At 38.4% G+C, this 24,577-nt stretch carries 5 protein-coding genes; all 5 read left to right on the top strand.

Translation table 11 applies throughout. The features are described from left to right. Positions 1–10: 10 nt before the first annotated feature. On the top strand, positions 11–2,818 hold the full coding sequence (locus tag C1X07_RS05940; protein ID WP_103069073.1) for a T9SS type B sorting domain-containing protein: 2,808 nt from the start codon (positions 11–13) through the stop codon (positions 2,816–2,818). A 95-nt stretch (positions 2,819–2,913) separates the two neighbouring features. Next, positions 2,914–3,873 (top strand): PorP/SprF family type IX secretion system membrane protein, encoded by a 960-nt coding sequence (locus C1X07_RS05935; protein WP_103069072.1) that lies wholly within the window; start codon positions 2,914–2,916, stop codon positions 3,871–3,873. 1,134 nt (positions 3,874–5,007) lie between these two features. Continuing rightward, complete coding sequence (locus C1X07_RS05930; RefSeq protein ID WP_103069071.1) at positions 5,008–7,056, top strand: T9SS type B sorting domain-containing protein; 2,049 nt, start codon at positions 5,008–5,010, stop codon at positions 7,054–7,056. 4 nt (positions 7,057–7,060) lie between these two features. Then, positions 7,061–10,090 (top strand): PorP/SprF family type IX secretion system membrane protein, encoded by a 3,030-nt coding sequence (locus tag C1X07_RS05925; RefSeq protein WP_103069070.1) that lies wholly within the window; start codon positions 7,061–7,063, stop codon positions 10,088–10,090. Between the two features lie 47 nt (positions 10,091–10,137). Next, the gene (locus C1X07_RS05920) at positions 10,138–24,537 is read left to right on the top strand and encodes a T9SS type B sorting domain-containing protein (protein ID WP_164914103.1); all 14,400 of its coding nucleotides are present in this window, start codon (positions 10,138–10,140) and stop codon (positions 24,535–24,537) included. Positions 24,538–24,577 lie beyond the last annotated feature (40 nt).

Raw genomic sequence — 24,577 nt, 5'->3', positions numbered from 1 at the left:
TTAATATTAGATGAAGAAATATATTATACTATTTAGTCTGTTTGCGAGCTACTATGGTATTGGGCGGGAGTCTTTTGCACTGGCAAAAAACAAGTGTATTGCAGGTAATCCCTATATAATACCCGCTGCATGTGCTGGTGTTGATGACTATAAATATACAGTTACCAATACAGGTACTGGAGCTGTTGTGGTTCCAGCTAGAGTAGGAACGATTACGAATTTATTACCTACTATAAACTTATCAGGAGGTACTTTTGGGATGTCTGTAGAAGCCTTGGGCACTCCCTTTTGTGACGAGGTATCGAATACTACTATTATTAGTCAACCAGCACCGATATCTCTTTTTGTCAGTCTGTTACAGGCTGAGAGTTGTACTCCTGGTGATGATGCTATTGTGGTGGCAGATGCTTATGGAGGTAGAGGTGACTTAGTATATCAACTAGAAGATTCGTTTGGTCGTGTTTTAGTGCCGTTTAGTCCTAATCCATTCTTTGGAGGATTGGATGGGGGTGTTGCACCAGCGGGTATCGACTATGTTATATTGGTTAGTGATAATTATAATAATTGGGATCGTAGTGGCATAAACATTCAGCCTCCAACACCATTGGGACTAAACCCAATTGCACCGATTAGTTTAAGTTGTGCAGATAGTGAGGATGGTATTATTACTGCTACAGCTACGGGTGGTCAGGGTAGATTTTACTTTATGTTAATTTTCCCTGATGGTTCTCAATCGACTGCCATTTGGAGTCCTACAAATACATTCCAGTGGACAGGTTTAAAGCCTGGTAATTATATTGTTACTGTTTCAGATGATTTATCATGTGACGTGATTAGCCCAGTTGTTATTAATGCTCCACCACCAGTTACGATAGACGTTACTTCTACCGGTATTAGTTGTTTGACTGCAAATCCTAATACTATTTTGGTTACTGCAGAAGGTGGTATAGCAGGATATGAGTATGGATCTAGTCTAAATGGCGGTGCTATTGTATGGCAAGCAGAAGATACGTTTATCAACCTACCGGAGGGAGATTATGATTTTTATGTGCGTGATAGTAATTTGTGTGAGTCACCAGCTTCCACACGTATTCAGGTAAGAGACCCTGATTCTTTTGTTGTTACTCTAGATTCAAGCAATTTTGATATTGGTTGTTTCAGTGAGCCGACAGGTTCTGTAGATGCTGTGGCTAGAGGAGGGTTAGGCAATTATATGTATAGTATTGCTGGAGTAGATTACTTAGGCGCTGCCGTTGCGGTGGGTCCTCAAAGTTCTAGTTTCTTTGGAGGTTTACTAGCAGGGACCTATATCTATACTGTTACCAGTGGAGATTGTGTTGATAATGTTACCTCTTTTAGCATTGTTCAGCCACTATCTTTGGATATAGAAGTTACTGCCAGTCCTATTTCGTGTAATGATGAGAATGATGGTGGTATTCATGTGGAGATTGTAAGAGTTCCACCTCTATCAGGACCAACTGGTGGTACATCACCTTATTTTTATTCTCTATATGATAGTTCAGGCGATGCGGTGGTTACGTTAATAGAGGATGATTTAGACAATGTTTTAGGAGAGCATACTTTTACAAATCTACCAGCAGATACGTATCGGGTAGAGGTTAGGGATAATAATGGTTGTTTACAAAAAGTTCCAGATATTTTAATCATAGAACCAGCTCCTGTTTTGGCTACAGTAACTGTTATAACATCAGGGGATTGCACGGGTGATATGAATGGTACAGCAACTGTATCTATTACAGGAGGCTTACCACCAGCTAATACAAGTGATCCTAGTTATTTCTGGAGTATTGATGGGGTTACTTATTTACCGGTAATAGATCCATCTAATTTGTTTGTTAGCGGTTTATCAGGAGGTACTACGACTTTATTTATTAGAGATTCTCAAAACAATCCAAATTGTCAGGGAGCTTTTAATCTTGATATAGAACCAGACGTTAATCTAGGAGCGACTTTGGTTCCACGTTTAGAATGTCCTGTATACGACTATAGTGATCCTTCAAATGTTGTAATGACTAGTGATGAGCGTTATTTTGTGGACTTTGATATCATTACTGAGTCAGAAGGATTAGGTATTATTTATACTTTAAATGGTATCAATGGTACTTCTAATCCAGCTAACAACTCTAATTTGACAGGTATCTTTGAGGTTAGTCCAGGAAGTTATGAAGGTGTTATGGAGTTTCAGGATTGTACTCAGACGGTAGGTAATATAGAGATTATTGAGTATACTCCATTGGCAATTCCAGTGGCTCAGATGACGGGTAATGCTCAGAATCCTAATGAGTATCAGATTATAGCTTCAGGCGGGCGACCATTTGAGAATGATCCATTCTACATCACTATTTTGGAAGATGGTATGAGTATCGCTGATTTAGACCCATCAGATTATACAAAATTGGAAGGAAACATTTTTACGATTCATAAGACAGGTAATTATGTAATACGAGTTTTGGATGCAGATGGATGTGAGACGATTAGTGTTGAGAGTTTGACCTATATCAATATCCGTATTCCGAATTACTTTACACCAGATAGTCCAAATAGTACAGTTGAGGAGCGTTTTTGGTACCCGAGTCAGATTTCTCCAGATCCAAATGATCCATTTTTCTTTGAGAACATGGAGGTTATAGTCTTTGATAGATACGGAAGAATGCTGGCAGAGTTTAAGGGAGATGAACAAGGATGGGATGGTCTTTGTCAAGGTAAGGAACTTCCATCGGGAGATTATTGGTTTACCATTATTCTTAATGATATTGATAATAGAGAGTTTACAGGTCACTTCACATTATATAGATAAGATAATATTAATCCAAGTGAATAATGAATTATATGGATACAACCAAGGGAAATAGAAATAGAAACGATTTAATGATCTGTAATTTTTAATATTAGATGAAGAGACATATTATAATACTATTTAGTGTATTGGCGAGCTATTCTGGTATTGGGCAGGAGTTTTTTGCACCAGTACAGAACCAATATATTGCAGACAATCCTTATTTGATATCGTCGGCATATGCTGGTATTGGTGACTGTTGGCAGGTTCGTGCTTCCGGTTTTGAGCAGTGGGTTAGTATTGAGGATTCTCCTGGGACCCAATCTTTGTCTTTAGATGGTAGGATTTCAGATCGTTCAGGAGTTGGTGCTATTTTGTTTAATGACCACAATGGATTTACCACTCAGAAGGGTATTCAGTTATCGTTTGCTCATCATTTAACATTGAGTGAGTATAACAATCAATATCTGTCCTTTGGTATCAGTTATAAGTTCACCCAGTTTGGTATTGACACATCAGACTTCAACAATGGTGATCCGGATAATCCATTTAGTCCTGGATTGGCAGATATTAGTGTTAATGATTCTAATTTTGATATAGCGATGCTATATCGTTTGGGTCGTTTCTTTTTGAGTGCCAATGCAGTAAACTTGTTACAGAAGCAGATAGATGATTTTAATCCTACAGAGCCTTCTCAGATTCAGAACTATTATATTTACTCTGGTTATACCTTTTATCATCGATTTAGTGATATTGAGGTTGAGCCTTCGGTTTTGTATCAGAATTTTGCTGGGGATGGTCGATCTACGACTGATCTTAACTTAAAGGTTCGTAAGATGCATCGAGGTGATTATTATTGGGCAGGTATTAGTTTACGTTCTTTGGTTGATCAGGATTTTAAGCCCTTATCTGTTTCACCTATGATTGGTATCAAGAAGTCTAATTTTTATGTAGCTTATGGTTATCAGGTTAATGTGAATGAGGTTTTAGAGCCTACCACTGCAGCAGGATCTCATATGATTACCTTAGGCTTTGATTTTGGATGTAGACAAAGTAAATGTGGATGTACTTACTGATAGAAGAAAAGCTTTAACCCGGATTATGCATTAGAAAATCTACTACAGCCCGAAACTGCTTCAAAATATATCACTTTGTTATGTTTCTCAAATTAACCGTAGCGGTGCTATGCTCAATTTGATAAAACATCATATTTTATTGCATTTTCGAGCTTCATAACGAAGTTCTAATGCATAATCCGGGTTTAATACGAACAAAATCAATAGATTCTTAGGTTTAATAGGGTAATTTTCAAAATAATTACCCTATTACAATCTTTTTATTGTTTATCATTTTGGAGAACTAACTCCATAACTTTAAAAGACCTTATTCTTGTTTTAGAGTAATGAAACATGTTTATAGCGGTGGTAAATTGAAAGGGTTTTAACCTTTTTTAAATATTTATCTTCAGCATTAGAATGCAACCAAAAGTTGTAGATGATTTGAGCTACTCATATGTCAACCAAGTTTTTGCTAATTTTGGAAGCGTAATTAAAGTAAAATAGATAAGGTTATCAACCAACTTTTTATGTAACAATGACTTAATCAAAAGATAATACTACAAAATTACTTTTTGGTCAAATTTGGCTTCGAAATCAGATAATATGTAAAAAAAGCGTTAATAAAAATCTGTATTTATAATATATTGCTCAATCTAGCTTCGTTATTTGAAAATTCATGAGGTTATAAATAGAATTCTGCTTCTTTTTAACACTGAGTTTGCAACACTATTTTTTACACTTAATCGAAAAAAGTTGCCTTTTTTAGAGTTTTTGGTTTACGTTGAACGTATCATAATATAAAAAGATTATATTATTTTTTAACGTTAATACCTAGTTTTATTTCCAAAAAGAAGGGAAATTTAACCCTTGTTTAAGCATTTATAAATATCTTTTGGCTGTTTACAATACTTTGATTAACAAAATTTTATGTATATTGAGAGGTATTTTAGGTTTGCAATAGCTTTGGTCAAAATTTAGCACAGAATAAAAGGTCAGAAAATTATTACAAAAAAAAGTTAAATTTTAGTTTGATATAAACATTTAATTTATAATTTTATGTCTTGGTAAAAAATATATTAACAATATTATTAACAAGCGCCCCAAATCGCAAAGTTAATATTGCATATTCACTTTAATTATAAGTGTGATATCATGGAAAAAAAACTTAACCTCATATCATTAATTGCTATAGTGACTAGCTTTCTATTTTCTTCATTGAAAGCTAATGGTCAAGATATATCTGCTCCTTTCTTCTCTATTGGTGGAGCCACGGCAACAATACTCTGTGTAAATCAAAATACTCCTAATCGTGAGGCCATGGCACAGGCTAATATTTTGTTTGCATCAGGAACAGAATTTGTTTTAGAATTGTCTGATGAAAATGGCGTGTTTTCTGATGGGGTAACTCGAGAACTAACCAGATTTACTACAAGTATAGCTATCCCGCCTGGAGGCGATATTGAATTTCCCTCTTTTCCAATTCCTACGGATTTAAGAGGAGAAAATTATAGTTTAAGAGTAAATGTACCAGCGACAAGTACATTAAGTGATGTAAGAGAAAATATTCCTATCTATTATTTTGATTTTTCTCAGGGAGTAACATTAACTGGATCAAATATAGAAGCCAATACTGTGGCATTGTGTGATGGAGAGTCCGCTACATTAACCGCTTTGCCTGGTGATTTTCCAGAATATATATGGTCTTTTAATGGTACTGTTATCTCGGGAGAATCTGGAAATACCTTGGAAAATATTAACCAAATAGGAACATATACTGTTCAGGTTAATTTTGGAAGTTGTAATCCTGCCTTTAATTTTGATACGGCTACTGTAGAGGTTATGGATTTTAACACTACTACAGTACGAATCAATGAACCATCACCGCAGAGTTTTTGTCCAAGTGATGTAAAAATATTAACGACTAGTGTATCAGATCCAGGTTTTACCTATGAGTGGTTTAAAGATGGTGTTTTGGTTCCCGAACTAGATGGTCCATCTGTTAATTTGCCACAGAGTAATTTTGCTGGTATTTATACTGTAAATGTAATTGGTACAGAAACCTGTTCTATCACCACAGATCCGGTAGAGGTTATCAATTTGGGTTCAGATATTCTGACTCAGCCGCCTCCCCAGGTGATGTTGTTACCGACCCAAACGAGTTTAACGTTGTCGATAACTACCAATGCGCCTACTTCGGGCAGTACTGTAGAATGGTTTCGAAACGGTATAAGTTTTCAAGGCGTGCTTCCGATTACAGATCCGGGAGCTTTGTCTATTGATGTAACAAACCCTGGCGTTTATAGTGCCAGTGTCTTTGCCAATGATGTGTGTATGGATACTTTGGAGGCTATAACTGAAGTTTTTGAGCCAGTAGGTTTTCGTACAGAGATTTCTACGATTTTAGATTGTGATGCTACTACCAGTACATTGGGATTAGAGACCTTATATGGTGTTACTTCTACAGGAACCGAGGTTCCTATTCTAGAGGAACAATACCCACTATTTGATTTTGAATGGTTTTTGGGTACTCAATCTACTGGAGTTACCGAGACTACACTTAGTGTTGGTTCAGATAATTTAGGCGAGGTTTATGCTTTAGAAGCTACACTTCGTGACTCAGGTATGGATACTGCACGTTCAAATGATTTGACGGTTGAGTTTTTAGGCGATACAGTTGTTATAGATTCCGATCCTGGATTTCTTTCATTTGGATCTACGGTTACTCTCAGTGTTGCACAGAGTAGTAATTATACATACGAGTGGTTTTTAGTTGTTGACGGCGATAATGAGTTGGCGGTTGATGGTGAGACTATAGTAAGTGGTCAGGGTAGTCATTCTATAGTTGTTGATACCAGAGGCGTTTATTTTGTGCGCATTACTTTACAAGACTGTATTGTAGACTCACAACCTATTACGGTTTCCGAAGAGGCGGGTAATTCAGAGATTGTTCCCAATGTAGTTACCCCCAATAATGATGGTATTAATGATAATTGGTTGTTGCCTCCTTCTTTATTTAATCAGCAGGATGTAGAGGTTACGATTTATAGTTCCCGTGGTCAGGTTGATTTTGTATCGTCTAGTTATCAGAATAATTGGCCTGCAGAGAATTCTAAGTCATCGGGTCAGGATCCGATCTATTATTTTATAATCACAAAAAATAATTCCGTAGTCAGAAAAGGTTCTATAACGGTAATGAGATAAGTTTATGGTCAGAAAATTACTTTTAATAATCGTGTGTGTATCCTTTAATCTTCTTAGAGGACAGGATGAGAAAACCACTACTTATGGTATTCTTCCCACAGATATTCCTACTCATAACCTCGTTAAATACAATCGGTTTTATTTTAACCCTACTTTTTCTTTAGTACGCGAAAACAAAAAATCTATCAACGTTTATAATAAAACACAGTGGGCTTCATTTAATGATAATCCACAAACATTTTTAATAAATTATACGGCTAATTTTGATGAGAGAATTGGGGTATCAATTGGGTTACATCAACAAAATGAAGGTATTTATAGGTATTTTGGAGGAATTGCAAACTTTGCATATAATGTTGAGATAGATAGAGATATGAATTTGACTTTTGGGATGAACCTTGGTTTTTCTCAAAGCGGAATTAAATCTAATATTGATTCTGCAACTAGTATTATATTAAATAATGGGGTCGAAGTAAGTGACCCTATTATCCTTAATTACGAAAACAGTTCTGTTTTTCAAATAACTCCTGGTGTTAATTTTAATTATAACGAATTTGATGTAGGAGTTTCTGTATCAAATCTTGTGGCTTATAACTTAACGTCTAGTGAACTACTTACAGATAATATGGCTTTTACAGGTCATGTTATGTATACAAGAAGTTTAACAAGACGTTCGGATAAAATAATTAGAGGTATTGGGTATGCAAACATGTTACCCGATACAGGGACAGAAACATCTAGTTTAAGATATGGGGGTAATGTTATTGTAGAATTACCTGCGTTGGGTTGGGCTCAGGCCGGATATAATAGTTTTTATGGTGTTTCTTTAGGAATTGGAGGAAATATTACCTCAAATGTTTCTGTAGGGTATACTTATGAAACAGGGTTTGGAGATACAAGTAATTTTGGAGCAACTCACGAAGTAGGTTTGGCTTATAATTTTGAAACTGAAAAGCCACGAAGACGAAGCAAATCAAAAACAAGCACACAAAAAGCTTATGAAGCAAGAGATTCTGAAATAAGAAGACTTAAAAAGGAAATTTTAGAACAAAATAAAGTCATAAGAGACTTACAAAATGAAAGAGGAGATTCTCAAAGTCAGGATAAAAGAGCTATGAGTGAACTCGAAAGATCTATTGCCGAAGCTAAAGAAAAAGAAGCGAAGGCTGCAAGAGAACTTGAATTACAAAGAGAAGAAGAAGTAAAACTACTCAATAAACAAGCAGAAGAAGAACGCTTGGCTGCTCAAAGAAGAATCGAAAGAGAAGAATCTGAGCAAAAAGCAGAAGAAGAACGCTTGGCAGCCCAAAGAAGAATTGAAAGAGAAGAATCTGAGCAAAAAGCAGAAGAAGAACGCTTGGCAGCCCAAAGAAGAATTGAAAGAGAAGAGGCAGAACAAAAAGCCGAAGAAGAACGTTTGGCTGCTCAAAGAAGAATCGAAAGAGAAGAATCTGAGCAAAAAGCTGAAGAAGAGCGTTTGGCTGCTCAAAGAAAAATTGAGCGAGAGGTATCAGAGCAAAAAGCACAAGAAGAACGAATTGCTGCAGAAGAAGCTGCCAGAGAAGCAGAAGCCGCAAAACAACAGCAGGTCGAAGAAGAACGTTTAGCTGCTCAAAGAGAATTGGAACGTGAGGAAGCAGAACAAAAAGCTGAAGAAGAACGTTTAGCTGCCCAAAGAGAATTAGAACGTGAAGTGGCAGAACAAAAAGCCGAAGAAGAACGTTTGGCTGCTCAAAAACAAATAGAGCGTGAAGTAGCTGAGCAAAAAGCTGAAGAAGAACGAGTAGCTTCCCAGAAGCAACTAGAAAGAGAAGTAGCTGAACAAAAAGTAGAAGAAGATCGTCTAGCTGCTCAGAAGCAATTAGAAAGGGAAGTAGCTGAACAAGAGGCAGCAGAAGCGGCACGATTAGCTGAGGAAGAGCGATTAAGACAAGAGGCAGCAGAAGCGGCACGATTAGCTGAGGAAGAGCGATTAAGACAAGAGGCAGCAGCAGAGGCAGCACGATTGGCTGAGGAAGAGCGATTAAGACAAGAGGCAGCAGCAGAGGCGGCACGATTGGCTGAGGAAGAACGATTAAAGCAAGCCGAAGCAGCAGCCGAAGCGGCACGATTGGCAGAAGCAGAAAGAATCAAGCAAGCCGAAGCAGCAGCATCAGCTAATGAAGAAGGGCTAGATGATATTAAGAAAGAGTTGGATAATAGTAGTCGAATTACTGATAAAATATTTGCTCGTAGAGATTCATTGTTAAATACTAGCTTAAATGTAGATAAGCGTGAGTTTACAAAATTATTAGAGTCTCTGGTAAATATGGATGATGACGCTGAAGAAGCTAAAAAAGATCCTGATCCAAGTAGTTCTAAGAAACTTACTGCAAGAAATAGATTTGTAAAATTTGCTGAAACAACCAGACCAGAAGCTCAGATTGCAACTAAATTTATCCCTGGATATCCAGAAGGATACTACTTGATTGGTAATGTGTTTAAAGGAGGAGCTTATGCCGATAAATTTACTGGAACATTAAAGGATCTTGGATTCAATGATGCTCAGATTATTCTTAATCCAGAAAACCAGTTTCAGTATGTAGCGATTGAGAGCTATACCGATAAGAATGAAGTGACAGAGAAATATTTAAATAATATTGATAATAGGTATTTTGGTGATATGTGGATACTACATATTGCCAAAAGTAGAGTAGAATCATATAAAAAGTTATTACAAGAAACCAGACTGATTAAAGATACAGTTAAAGACGATACTGTATTAGCTGAAAGTCTTTCTTATATCGGAGGACATAATATCGAAAATGGATACTACCTGATTACTAATATTTTTAAGAGAGAAAATTATTTTGAAAGAGGAATGGCGAAGTTACGATCTCAAGGATTGGAACCTCAATATTTCAGGAACCCCAAAGACAACTATATATACGTGTATTTAAAAAGGTTTGACAATCTTGATGAGGCTAAGCAAAGCTTGTTCTCAAACGTAAACAATTCGTATGATGGAGATCTTTATATATTGAAGATTCAATAATGTAAGAAAGACATGTGATGACCAAATACCCAAACACCCCCCGGCTTATGAAACTTAGACTGAAATCTGCTATCATTTTAGTTTTCTTAATGATAGGCATGAAACTATCGGCTCAGGTCCCCTTTAATCCTGTTCCTGGTAGTACGTTTACAATGAATGGAGAGCTTAAAATAATAGGTAACGCTATTGTAGGATTAAATCAGAGTGGTTTTACTCCAAACATGAACTATAATGGAAACGCCTCTAATAATGCTAAAACTTTTGGATATATAGATATAGATGGCGATGGTTCTACATTTAGTTCTAGTAGTGCTGATTTAATTTTAAGTACAGGTTGTGAAGAAATAAGATATGCAGGGTTATATTGGTCAGCATCATATTTTACTCAGATGCAATCAAACCCTAACTATGTTCAGTATTCAGGTCTACCTTTTCCAGATAACAGACCAGATTTTAGGACTATAAAAATTAAAAAGGATGCAGGAGCATATGTCACTATTCCTCCTTCACAAACTCAGGTAATTTATGATGGATATCGTAATACAGCCACTAATCCTAGTAATACGGCAAGAATTGATATTCCATATGTGTGTTATGCGGATGTTACGGCTTATGTACAAGGATTAGCTAGCCCTAATGGAACCTATACGGTTGCCGATATGAGAGCTTCGACAGGTTTTTCAGGATATAATGCTAACGGTATTGCAGGAGGATGGGTGTTAGTTGTTGCTTATGAAGATAATAATTTACCAGCAAGATATATTAGTACAAACAATGGGTATTTGGTAATTGCTCCAGGTAATCCACTTCAAACTTTTGGATATTCAGGTTTTCAAACCTTACCAGCACCATTACCGGTAAGAGCAAGGTATGCTATTGCTACTTTAGAGGGGGATAGACCTTTTGCAGGTGATATATTTCAGGTACAACGACCAGATACAGCTTGGCAAAACATTTTTACAACCCCGGCGAACCCTAACAATAATTTTTATGACAGTTCGGTTTCTGTCGATGGTAATTATGTAAATACAAGATTACCTTTTTCAATAAATACATTGGGGTTTGATGCAGATATTTTTGATATCCCTAATCCAGGGAATTCAGTTATAGGTAATAATCAGACTACTGCAAGTTTTAGAACAACCTCGTCTGGTGATGCGTATAGTGTATTCTTTAATTCTTTTCAAATTGAGATTATTGAACCTGAGCTTACCGTTACCAAACGTGTATTAGATATTAATGGTATTGATATTACTGGTGATCCAGTAAATTTTGCTGATCAGCTGTTTTATGAACTTACTATAGAGAACCAAGGTAATGAAGATATTACTAATGCAAGTATTCTTGATGTTCTTCCTGATAATGTAGATTTTACTCTGGGCAGTATTACAACCAGTAACCCCGGTATTGTGGCTACACCAAATGGCACTAACAGAGAAATAGATATTACAATAGTGGATCCTTTGGTTGTTCGTAACGGAGGTGTACATACTGTTCGTTTTGGAGTTAGCGTTGTAGCTACATGTGCTGATTTACGAGATGCTTGTTCTAATCAAATTAATAATGTTGCAATTTCTACCTATACGGGTGTGGATTCTGGCACGACCAAAACAGGAGAAGAAAGTATTCTTGCGCAAGATGCTTGTAGAGCTGATATTGCAGGTTCATCTAATGTATTAGTGAATGATGGTATTTGTTTTACAGAAGAACAACCAGCATTTATTTGTACAGGATCTTTAACCCTTACTGCTGGAGATGGATTTACTTCATATGAATGGGTAAATGCAAGTGCTCCAGGAGTAGTTATTGGAACGAATCGGGATTTGGTAGTAACAGTAGCAGGAACGTATATTGTTACAGAGACAGGTGCACCAGGTTGTCAGGATGCTCAACAAACTTTTGTTGTTGATGCATTTAACACGGTTGTAAACCCTGTAATTGATATTGCTAATAATTTAGGATCAAATCCAAATGTAAATGGTAATGTTCGCACATGTCCTATTACAGGAGATGAGTTACCAGAGCTCTTTTTATGTGGAGCAGGTACTACCTTAGCAATTCCTATAAGTTTTGCTGCTGGAGTTACAATTGAATGGCAACGATTAGATCCTTCTGCTTGCCCTTCTGTAACAAGAGACCCTAACTGTCCTACTCCCGTGATAGATTCAGGAGCATGTGATGGTGATTGGGTAACGGTAAGTACAGATACGAATAGTTATACGGTATCACAAGCAGGAGAATATAGAATCAATGCTACTTTTGATGCCAATTGTACGATTCCATTTTACTTCAATGTATTTCAGAATAATTTTGACCCTGATCTTGCTGTAATTCGTCAAATCATTTGTGGTACTCCAGGAACATTACGTGTGCAGAATTCATCTGCTCAATATGAATATCAACTAGAAGCACCAAGTGGAGCTACAATTGGATACCAAGTCTCTCCTGAGTTTACAGGATTGACAGAAGTAGGAACTTATACTGTAAATGTTCGTCAGACAGGAGGATTGCCTACAGCTTGTATTTTTCAAGATTCAGTTTTCTTAGACGAATTGGATGCTAATGAAACCGTTACGGTAACTTCACCAACTTGTCCAGATGATAGAGGATCTATTGCTATTACAGTTGCCGATTCACAGATTAATTATACATATACTATAAACAGTACCACTACTGCTTTTACAGATTCTGAAGGACCAGTAACAGTTCCGAATCATACGTTTACAGGACTTGTTCCTGATACTTATGAGGTTCAGGTTTTATCTGCAGACGGTAGCTGTTCTGAGACTTTTACAAGAGTAGTTGCTCCTGCAGCACCATTTTCGGCTACAGTAGTATTACTCGAGGATTTACATTGTAATCCTGGATATCAACCAGATCCAAATTTGAACGATCCATTACATCCGGATTATGATCCTGCAGCATTGCCATTTGATCCGGATGAATTTATTGCGATTTATGAGGTTACTGTCACAGGAGGGTCGGGTAATTTTGCGTTTAATACGCAATCAGATTTCTTAGGGACTACCCTAGTTCCTTTGACAGCGACTACTTATCAGTTTAGAGCTACAGTTGCTGGTAATTATCCGGTTTATATTAATGATTTAGATAATACTTGTACAATTTTTGCAGGAAGTGTAGATGTAAGCCCTTATGAGCAACTTGTTGCCACGGCTACACCTACAGACCCGGTATGTCCAACAGGTTTAGGTTCTATTCTGGTAAATATTACTGCAGGAGAAGGTCCTTTCACCTATATTTTGGATCAAGGAACTGCGACAGAAGTAAGTATAGGCCCAACAGTTAGTACCTCAGAGACATTTAATAGTGTTGATCCGAGTGTTTCTCATGTTGTTACAGTAGAGGATCAATTTGGATGTGACTTGGTACTGCCAACTATTAATTTTACAGTTCCAGCGGCAATTACGGCTAATATTGCTATTACACAGGATTATAGTTGTGATGCTTCCGGATCGAGTACGACTCCAATTTTAGGAGAGATTACAGTTTCAGGTGCGGCAAATGGTAATGGTAGTTATGAATATAGTATTGATGGTGTTGATTATACGAATACTACAGGTGTATTTACAGGTTTAACAGATGGTACTTATACTCTGTACATTCGTGATACTAATACAGCAGCTTGTCCTGTTAACTTAGGAGATTTAACAATAGATCCTCTTCAGGAGGTTAGCGATCTTAGTTTTTCACAAACTCAGGTTCAATGCCCTGGATTGACTTCAAATGTTACAGTTACCGCTACAGGCACTAATGGTGCGAGTAGCTTTGAATATAGAATTACAGCACCAGCTGCAAGTGCTACAGCTTTTAGTACCACTACAGTCTATACATTACCAGCAGATGACACCTATACTTTTGAAGCACGTACAACTACTGATGGATGTATTTATTCAGAGACTTATACAATAGACCCTATAGACAATATTGCGGTTAGTGGTAGTATTACTGCTGAGCCTACTTGTAATGGAGATACTGATGCTTCTTTATCTTTTAATGTTACAGGAGTTGATTTATCTTCGACTACATATAGCTATGTAATAACTGGAGGTACTATTGTAGGTTCTGTTACTGGTGGTCCTATCAACACTACACCGACACCTTTAGCGGGGTTAGGTGCAGGTACTTATGATGTTGTTGTTACTGATGACACTACAAATTGTAGTGATACAGCTCAGGTTATCATTACAGATCCTGCGGTATTGAGTTTTACGACTTCGGTTACGGATTCGAATTGTGGAGTTAATTCTGGTATTATTACGGTTACCGCAGCAGGTGGGCGAGGAGGATATGAGTATGAGTTGCGTGATGCAGCTGGTACTACAGTTTTGACTGCTTTTCAGAGTAGTAATACTTTTAGTGGTTTAGCGGCTGCGACATATACAATTGCAGTACGAGATGGTAATAGTGCTGCTGCTTGTGAGGTTACGCAGCAGGAGACAGTTGGTCAACTAGCTCCACCTACAATTGCTACGGCAGTAGGAGGTGATCCATGCTATGATACTACAGATTTTGCTACACAATGGATTACTATTACGTTGGGAGTTCCCACACCAGTTGGTCCATTTACATATAGCTTAGATGGCGGTGCGCCAGAGATTGTTACCTTTTTAGGAGGAGCAGCACCAGCAAACACTTTTGAGTTACCAGATCTTACACCTGGTAATCATACAGTTACTGTGACTAATACAGTTAGTAATTGTACATCTCCTTCGATTAGTTTTACGATTAATCCAGAGCTTACCATTACGGCCAATCTTACAAAAGATTTAGATTGTGCTCCAAGTCCGGATGCTACAATTGCTTTTACAGCAAGTGGAGGTGATGGAACATATACTTATGATGTTATTAATTCGGGATCAGGCACAGTTTTCTTGGCAGGGGTTACTTCGCCTGCATCAATTAATACAGCTGGAACCTATGAAATACGTGTTACAGATGGATTGAATTGTGTTGCTACTTCAGCACCAATTGTAGTGACGGCATATGTTCCACTAGCCGCGACGGCTACACCGACAGATCCTTTATGTACAGGAGATACAGGTTCTATTTTAGTAAATGTTACTGCAGGAGATGGACCATTTACATATGTTCTTGATGGAACAACAACAATAGGACCAATAGGAGCAACTTCAACTACATTTACTAATGTAGCTGTTGGTGCCCATGTTATTACTATTACTGATGGTGATGGATGTGCTTTAGCACCTGTCTTGAATACAACTATTACTGCTCCTACACCGATTACGGCTAATATTGCTATTACACAGGATTATAGTTGTGATGCTTCCGGATCGAGTACGACTCCAATTTTAGGAGAGATTACAGTTTCAGGTGCGGCAAATGGTAATGGTAGTTATGAATATAGTATTGATGGTGTTGATTATACGAATACTACAGGTGTATTTACAGGTTTAACGGATGGTACTTATACTTTGTACATTCGAGATACTAATACAGCAGCCTGTCCTGTTAACTTGGGAGATTTAACGATAGACCCACTTCAGGAGGTTAGTGATCTTAGTTTTTCACAGACACAGGTTCAATGTCCTGGCTTGACTTCAGATGTTACTGTTACTGCTACAGGTACCAATGGTGCGAGTAGCTTTGAATATAGAATTACTGCACCGGCTGCAAGTGCTACAGCTTTTAGTGCTACAACAGTTTATACATTACCGGCAGACGACACCTATACTTTTGAAGCGCGTACGACTACTGATGGATGTATTTATTCAGAGACTTATACAATAGACCCTATAGACCCTATAGCTGTTAGTGGTAGTATTACTGCTGAGCCTACTTGTAATGGAGATACGGATGCTTCTTTATCTTTTAATGTTACAGGAGTTGATTTATCAACGACTACATATAGTTATGTAATTACTGGTGGAACAATTGTGGGTATGGTTACTGGTGGTTCGATCAATACTACACCGACTCCTTTAACAGGATTAGGAGCTGGGACGTATAACATTGTCGTTACTGATGACACTACGAATTGTAGTGATACAACTCAAGTTACCATTACAGATCCTGCGGTGTTGAGTTTTACTACTGCTGTAACGGATTCGAACTGTGGAGTTAATTCTGGTATTATTACGGTTACTGCTGCAGGAGGACGGGGCGGATATGAGTATGAGTTGCGTGATGCAGCTGGCACTACAGTTTTGACTGCTTTTCAGAGTAGTAATACATTTAGTGGTTTAGCGGCTGCGACATATACTATCGCTGTTCGAGATGGTAATAGTGCTGCTGCCTGTGAGGTTACTCAGCAGGAGACAGTTGGTCAACTAGCCCCTCCTACTATCGCTACTGCAGTAGGAGGAGATCCATGTTATGATACTACCGATTTTGCTACACAATGGATTACTATTACGTTAGGGGTTCCTACACCAGTTGGTCCATTTACTTATAGTTTGGATGGTGGTGCACCAGAGATAGTTACCTTTTTAGGAGGAGCTGCACCGGCAAACACATTTGAGATTCCGGATCTTACACCGGGTAATCATACTGTGACGGTAACTAATACGGTTAGTAATTGTACCTCTCCTTCGATTAATTTTACAATTAATCCAGAGCTTACCATTACGGCTAATCTTACCAAAGACCTAGATTGTTCAGTGAGTCCAAACGCTACGATTGCTTTTACAGCAAGTGGTGGTGATGGGACATATACTTATGATGTTATTAATTCGGGATCAGGTACAGTTTTCTTGGCAGGGGTTACTTCTCCAGCTTCGATTAACACCGCTGGAACTTATGAAATACGTGTTACAGATGGATTGAATTGTGTTGGTAACTCAGCACCAATAGTGGTATCACCTACAGTTACTCCAACAGCTACAACTACGGTTACGCCTGTTCTTTGTTTTGGAGAATCTACAGGGGTCGTAACAATTACCCCTACTGCGGGTGTTAGCCCATTTGAAGCCAGAATTTTACCGGCTGGTATTTTTACGACTAATCTTACTTTTACTGGTTTGGCTGCAGGGACATATGATTTTGAAGTTAGGGATTCAAAGGAATGTGTTGGTACGGTACAGGCTACCGTAACCGAATCACCTCAGATAGACGTTACAGCTAGCTCTATTACTAATATTGATTGTACGACTAATGTAACCGGAACAATAGTATTAAACCCTGCAACAGGAGGGTCAGCTGGAGTGACAGATTATACATACGTATTATTAAACAGTGATTTAACACAAAACACCGTAACAACAACAAATCCTATCAATTTAGCAGCTGGTTCAGGTCCTACATTTGATAATCTGGATCCGGACTCTTATTTTGTAGATGTTATAGCTTCTGATGGGTGTAGTAATAGAGTAGGGCCATTTTTAGTTACCCAACCACCTTTTGATTTAGATTTTTCGGCTACGGGTATTCCTTCGGATTGTGCTGCGGGAGCTACTTATCGAGTTACGGTAACAGGAGGAGTAGGTCCGTTTTTGATTAACGAATTTAGAGCTACAGGCTCATCAATTCCTCCATATGAACCTTTAAATGGATTGCCTTCTTCTTTGTTAAACGGATCTGGTAATGAAACGCGACATGAATTTACAGGTCTGGATTATGGAGTACCTTATGTATTTGAAATTGTAGATACTTCTTCGGGATGTAAATATTTTGAAACGGTGCCTGCTGTCGATCCTCCAGGATTTGATATTACAATAACCAATAATGATCCTGTTCATTGTTTCGGAGGCTCAGATGGGGAAATCGACTTTACTGTTGTTACCCCAGCGGGAGCTACGAATATTGCTTGGGAAATTTTTGATGCCGATACAGGAATAAGCGCTGGTATCTCTGGTACTTTAGTTGCGCCTATACTTTCGGGTACAGCTACTGGTTTGAGTGAAGGAAACTACTTTATTCGAGCTGTAGAGACAGCTGGAGCTGCGATACCTTGTACGGATGCGGCACCTTTTACGATAACTCAGCCAAGTAGTGCACTTACACTTAATTTTATAAATGCAACTGATACGAATTGTAATGATACTTTATCTACGGTTACTATGGATGCCAATGGAGGAGTTGGACCTTACAGTTTTGCTGCCGTTGCAGGAGCTGGTTCTCCGGATCCGGGAGTATATCCATTGACAGAGGTATTTACTTTGAATCCAGTTACCGATACAGCATGGACTATTTTTGTAGAGGATAGTAATAATTGTGTAGTTTCAAGAGATATTACTATCCCAGCATTTACTGCGGCACCTACTTTGGATCCTATTCCTACGTTTGTAGATGATCCTTGTACTTTTGATAATGATTATACCTTTACAGTAACAGCTTCAAGTAATGTAGCCTCTCCACCAGGTACTGGTGAGTTGACATATCAGTTGGATGCTGGGACACCTGTTGTTGGTAATGTAAGTAATACCGAGCATCAGTTTACAGTTTCGGGACCAGGTACATATACAGTTACGGTTTATGATGAGAATGGATGTCCATCGACTTCACAAAGCATTACAGTTTTCCCAGAGCTATTGGTTAGCGCTACTTTTACTGATCCTACGTGTCGAGATAATGATGCTACTATAATAGCTACGGTTAGCGGTGGTTCAGACATTACAGCTAATCCAGGTAACTTTACTTTTGATTTAGTTGATTCAGGAAGTGGTACTACGATTCCAGGAGTTACTCAAACTCCAGGACCAGGAGCAGATCAGATTACTTTTAGTAGTACTGTTGCAGGTACTGATGGTATTTTCCCAGGAGATTACCGTGTTGAGGTTATTGATAGTGGTATTAGTGCAGCTCCGGGTTGTACAGCTACCTTTGATATTACGGTTCCTACTTTCTTAGACCCAATTCCTTCAGGTACTCCTACAGATGTTTCATGTTTTGGTGGTAGTGATGGTACTATTTTAGTTAGTTTGGACGCTTCGGCAGATGATAATCCGCCATATCAATATGAGATTGTAGCAGGTCCTACAACGCGACCATTACAATCAAATCCATTATTTGAGAATTTACCAGCAGGTACATATGATATTGTAGTTACTTCGGATAAGGGCTGTTCAAATACACCTGCTATTCAGGTTACTATTGGTGGTCCTACAGCAGCAGTTGATGTTACTTTTGCACAGACTGCTTATGGTTGTGATGCATCTAATGGGGATGTTTTCCCAGTGATTACGTTGACTATTACGGGCGGTACAGCACCATATGATGTTTCTTATACAGGAGCAGCAAGTGGATCAGAGACTGATGTTACTGATGCAGATGGTGGTACGGCAGGTGTTCAGTATGAGGTTACAGCAAGTGTTTCTGGTACGTATACCTTTACTGTTACTGATGATAATAATTGTGCATTTGCTAATTTTGATGTTGTTGTTCCAGCATTCCCAATTATGACAGATCCTACAGTTGTTCGAGATACGGGAGCTGTTAATGGAGGTGTTATTTCATGTGATAATGATGAGACTGTTATTGTTTCTATTACTGGAGGTACAGGACCTTTTGATTTTGTAGATTTAAGCGGTACGGTTGCTTCACAATTGGCAGTTGTTGCTGGTACAGGTGACAATGGAGGTACTCCAGGAGTTGAGACTACTGCTACATTTTCTTTACCTAATGTTGGTTCTTATGTATTTAGAATTACTGATCAGGGTACAGGTTGTAGTATAGATACTGCACCATATGATATTGGTGCTTTTGATACAATCACAGCTACAGTAACTACAATAACAGATGTGTTGTGTGCTGGTGCGACCACTGGTGAAATTTCATTAAACATTGGTAATTACACTGGTGCTTATAATTATATTGTAACTAATACAGGTACAGGAGCAGTTGTTGTTCCGAGTACTTTAGGAAATACAACCACGAATCCATTATTGATCACAGGGTTACCAGGAGGTACTTTGCAGGTTTCTGTAGAGGCTTTGGATACTCCATTTTGTGATGAGGTATCTAATACGACTACTATCGATCAGCCAGCAGCGTTAACGTTAGATTTATTAAGCGCTACGATACCTGATTGTAATAATGCATTATCAACGGTTACTATGGATGCCAATGGAGGCGTTGGACCTTATAGTTTTGCTGCTGTTGCAGGAACTGCTCCACAGCCAGACCCAGGAGTATATCCTTTGACCGAAGTCTTTACTTTGGATCCTGCTACCAGCACGACATGGGTTATTTTTGTAGAGGACAGTAATAACTGTGTTATTTCCAGAGAGATTACTATCCCTGGTGTAACACCTCCACCGGTTTTAAACCCTATTCCTGCTTTTGTAGATGATCCATGTACATTTGATAATGATTATACTTTTACGGTAACAGCTTCAAGTAATGTAGCATCTCCACCAGGTACAGGTGAGCTGACATATCAGTTAGACGCTGGGACACCTGTTGTTGGTAATGTAAGTAATACCGAGCATCAGTTTACAGTTTCGGGACCAGGTACTTATACGGTTACGGTCTATGATGAGAATGGATGTCCATCGACTTCACAAAGCATTACAGTTTTCCCAGAGCTATTGGTTAGCGCTACTTTTACTGATCCTACGTGTCGAGATAATGATGCTACTATAATAGCTACGGTTAGCGGTGGTTCAGACATTACAGCTAATCCAGGTAACTTTACTTTTGATTTAGTTGATTCAGGAAGTGGTACTACGATTCCAGGAGTTACTCAAACTCCAGGACCAGGAGCAGATCAGATTACTTTTAGTAGTACTGTTGCAGGTACTGATGGTATTTTCCCAGGAGATTACCGTGTTGAGGTTATTGATAGTGGTATTAGTGCAGCTCCGGGTTGTACAGCTACCTTTGATATTACGGTTCCTACTTTCTTAGACCCAATTCCTTCAGGTACTCCTACAGATGTTTCATGTTTTGGTGGTAGTGATGGTACTATTTTAGTTAGTTTGGACGCTTCGGCAGATGATAATCCGCCATATCAATATGAGATTGTAGCAGGTCCTACAACGCGACCATTACAATCAAATCCATTATTTGAGAATTTACCAGCAGGTACATATGATATTGTAGTTACTTCGGATAAGGGCTGTTCAAATACACCTGCTATTCAGGTTACTATTGGTGGTCCTACAGCAGCAGTTGATGTTACTTTTGCACAGACTGCTTATGGTTGTGATGCATCTAATGGGGATGTTTTCCCAGTGATTACGTTGACTATTACGGGCGGTACAGCACCATATGATGTTTCTTATACAGGAGCAGCAAGTGGATCAGAGACTGATGTTACTGATGCAGATGGTGGTACGGCAGGTGTTCAGTATGAGGTTACAGCAAGTGTTTCTGGTACGTATACCTTTACTGTTACTGATGATAATAATTGTGCATTTGCTAATTTTGATGTTGTTGTTCCAGCATTCCCAATTATGACAGATCCTACAGTTGTTCGAGATACGGGAGCTGTTAATGGAGGTGTTATTTCATGTGATAATGATGAGACTGTTATTGTTTCTATTACTGGAGGTACAGGACCTTTTGATTTTGTAGATTTAAGCGGTACGGTTGCTTCACAATTGGCAGTTGTTGCTGGTACAGGTGACAATGGAGGTACTCCAGGAGTTGAGACTACTGCTACATTTTCTTTACCTAATGTTGGTTCTTATGTATTTAGAATTACTGATCAGGGTACAGGTTGTAGTATAGATACTGCACCATATGATATTGGTGCTTTTGATACAATCACAGCAGAATTAACAACGACTACACACCTTGCCTGTTCAACAGATACGAATGGAGAGATTTCATTAAACATTGGTAATTATACTGGTGCTTATAATTATATTGTAACTAATACAGGTACAGGAGCAGTTGTTGTTCCGAGTACTTTAGGAAATACGACTACCAATCCATTATTAATAGGAAGCTTACCAGGCGGTACTTATCAGGTTTCTGTAGAGGCTTTAGATACTCCATTTTGTGATGAGGTATCGAATACCACTACTATTAATCAACCAGCGCCGATAATTCTTTCTGCTAATCAGTTACAAGATGAGACTTGTACTCCTGGTGATGATGCTACAGTAGAGGCAATTGCTTCAGGAGGTACCGGTGCCTTAGAATATCAATTAGAAGATTCAGTTGGAGGTGTTCTCGTTATTTATGGTAGCGATCCACGCTTTGGAGGATTTGGATTAGATGGTGGTGTTGCACCAGCAGGTATTGATTATGTTATTCGAGTTCGTGATGCTAATAATTGTGAGCAGACCACTACTATAAACATTCAACCTCCGACACCATTAGGACTAAACCCAATTGCGCCGACAACTTTAAGTTGTGCAGATAGTGAGGATGGTATTATCACCGCTACCGCTACTGGAGGTCAGGGTCCAGGTACATATTTCTTTATGTTAACCTTCCCTGATGGTTCTCAATCAGCTGCCGTTTCTAGTGCTACGGATACATTCCAGTGGACAGATTTGAAGCCAGGCAACTATATTGTTACTGTTTCGGATAACTTAGCATGCGAGGCTATTCAAAACCCTGTTGTTATTGATGCTCCACCAGCTGTTACGATAGATGTTACTCCAACGGGTATTAGTTGTTTGACAGCAAATCCTAACAATATTTTGGTTACTGCAGGAGGTGGTATCCCAGGTTATGAGTATGGATCTAGTCTAAACGGTGGTGCTATTGTATGGCAAGCAGGAGATACATTTATTAACTTACCATCTGGGGATTATGATTTTTATGTGCGTGATAGTAACTTATGTGAGTCACCAGCTTCTACTCGTATTCAGGTTCGGGATCCAGATCCATTTGTAGTTACCCTAGACTCTAGCAATTTTAATATTGTTTGTTTCAGTGAGCCAACAGGTTCAGTGGATGCAGTTGCTACAGGAGGTTTAGGTGGTTATATGTATAGTATTGCCGGAGTTGATTACCTAGGTGCTGCAGTTGCAGTGGGTCCTCAAAGTTCTAGTTTCTTTGGAGATTTATTAGCAGGTACTTATACTTATACTGTTACTAGTGGAGATTGTGTTGATAATGTAACTCCTTTTAGTATTGTTCAACCACCAGAATTTATTATTGAGGCATTTGAGACTCCTATTTCATGTAATGGAGAAACAGATGGTACGATACGAGTAACTGCAACAGGAGGTACTGCACCTTATTTCTATTCTTTATACAATAGTGCTGGTGATGCTGTATTTACTTTTATAGAGGATGATTCAGATAATACTTTGGGTGAGCATACTTTTACAGATCTACCAGCCGATACATATCGAGTAGAGGTTGAGGATAATAATGGGTGTCCACGAGAAGTTCTAGACATTTTAATTATAGAGCCAGCTCCTATTTTGGCTACGGTTATCGCTACTACTCCTGAGGATTGTGCGGGTGATATGAATGGTACAGCAACTGTATCTATTACAGGAGGTTTACCACCAGCTAATCCAAGTGACCCTAGTTATTTCTGGAGTATTGATGGGGTAACGTATTTACCGGTAACAGATCCGTCTAATTTGTTTGTTAGCAATTTACCAGGAGGCACTACTACTTTGTTTATTAGAGATTCTCAGAACAATCCAAATTGTCAGGGTGCCTTTAATCTTGATATTGAGCCAGGAGTTAACCTAGGAGCTACTTTGGTTCCACGATTAGAATGTCCTGTTTATGATTATAGCGATCCATCAAATGTTGTTATGACCAGTGAGGAGCGCTATTTTGTAGACTTTGATATCATTGCTGAGTCCGAAGGTTTGGGTATTATTTATACTTTGAATGGTATTAATGGCACTTCTAATCCAGCTAACAACTCTAACTTGACAGGTATCTTTGAGGTTAGTCCAGGAAGTTATGAAGGTGTTATGGAGTTCCAGGGATGTAGTCAAACGATAGGTACTATTGATATAAATGACTATACTCCATTAGCAATTCCTGTAGCTCAGATGACGGGTAATGCACAGGATCCTAATGAGTATCAGATTATAGCTTCGGGCGGGCGACCCTTTGAGAATGATCCATTCTATGCATTCTACTTTACTATGTTGGAAGACGGTATGAGTATTGCTGATTTAGAGCAATCAGATTATACGGAGTTAGAAGGCAACACCTTTACGATTCGTGAGACTGCAGATTATGTTATCCGAGTTGTTGATGCTGATGGATGTGAGGTTATTAGTGTTCAGAATTTGACCTATATCAACATTCGTATTCCAAATTACTTTACACCAGATAGTCCCAATAGTACAGTTGAGGAGCGTTTTTGGTATCCTCGTCAGATTTCACCAGATCCTAATGATCCTTTCTTCTTTGAGAACATGGAGGTTATAGTCTTTGACAGATATGGTAGGATGTTGGCAGAGTTTAAAGGAGATGAACAGGGATGGGACGGTCTTTACCAAGGCAAGCAACTTCCATCAGGAGATTATTGGTTTACCATTATTCTTAATGATGTCGATAATAGAGAGTTTACAGGTCACTTTACATTATATAGATAATATTTATCAATCTAAGTGAGTTATAAACTATATGGATAAA

The sequence above is a fragment of the Aquimarina sediminis genome (assembly GCF_002895435.1).
GTDB classification, from domain to species: domain Bacteria; phylum Bacteroidota; class Bacteroidia; order Flavobacteriales; family Flavobacteriaceae; genus Aquimarina; species Aquimarina sediminis.
Note: the sequence above shows the minus strand (reverse complement) of the source record. Positions and strands in the feature narration are given on the sequence as shown.

Excerpts from the sequence above, each read along its gene's own strand:
- C1X07_RS05940 (WP_103069073.1), top strand. The coding sequence starts at position 11 with ATGAAGAAATATATTATACTATTTAGTCTGTTTGCGAGCTACTATGGT.
- C1X07_RS05925 (WP_103069070.1), top strand. The coding sequence starts at position 7,061 with ATGGTCAGAAAATTACTTTTAATAATCGTGTGTGTATCCTTTAATCTT.
- C1X07_RS05935 (WP_103069072.1), top strand. The coding sequence starts at position 2,914 with ATGAAGAGACATATTATAATACTATTTAGTGTATTGGCGAGCTATTCT.
- C1X07_RS05930 (WP_103069071.1), top strand. The coding sequence starts at position 5,008 with ATGGAAAAAAAACTTAACCTCATATCATTAATTGCTATAGTGACTAGC.
- C1X07_RS05920 (WP_164914103.1), top strand. The coding sequence starts at position 10,138 with ATGAAACTTAGACTGAAATCTGCTATCATTTTAGTTTTCTTAATGATA.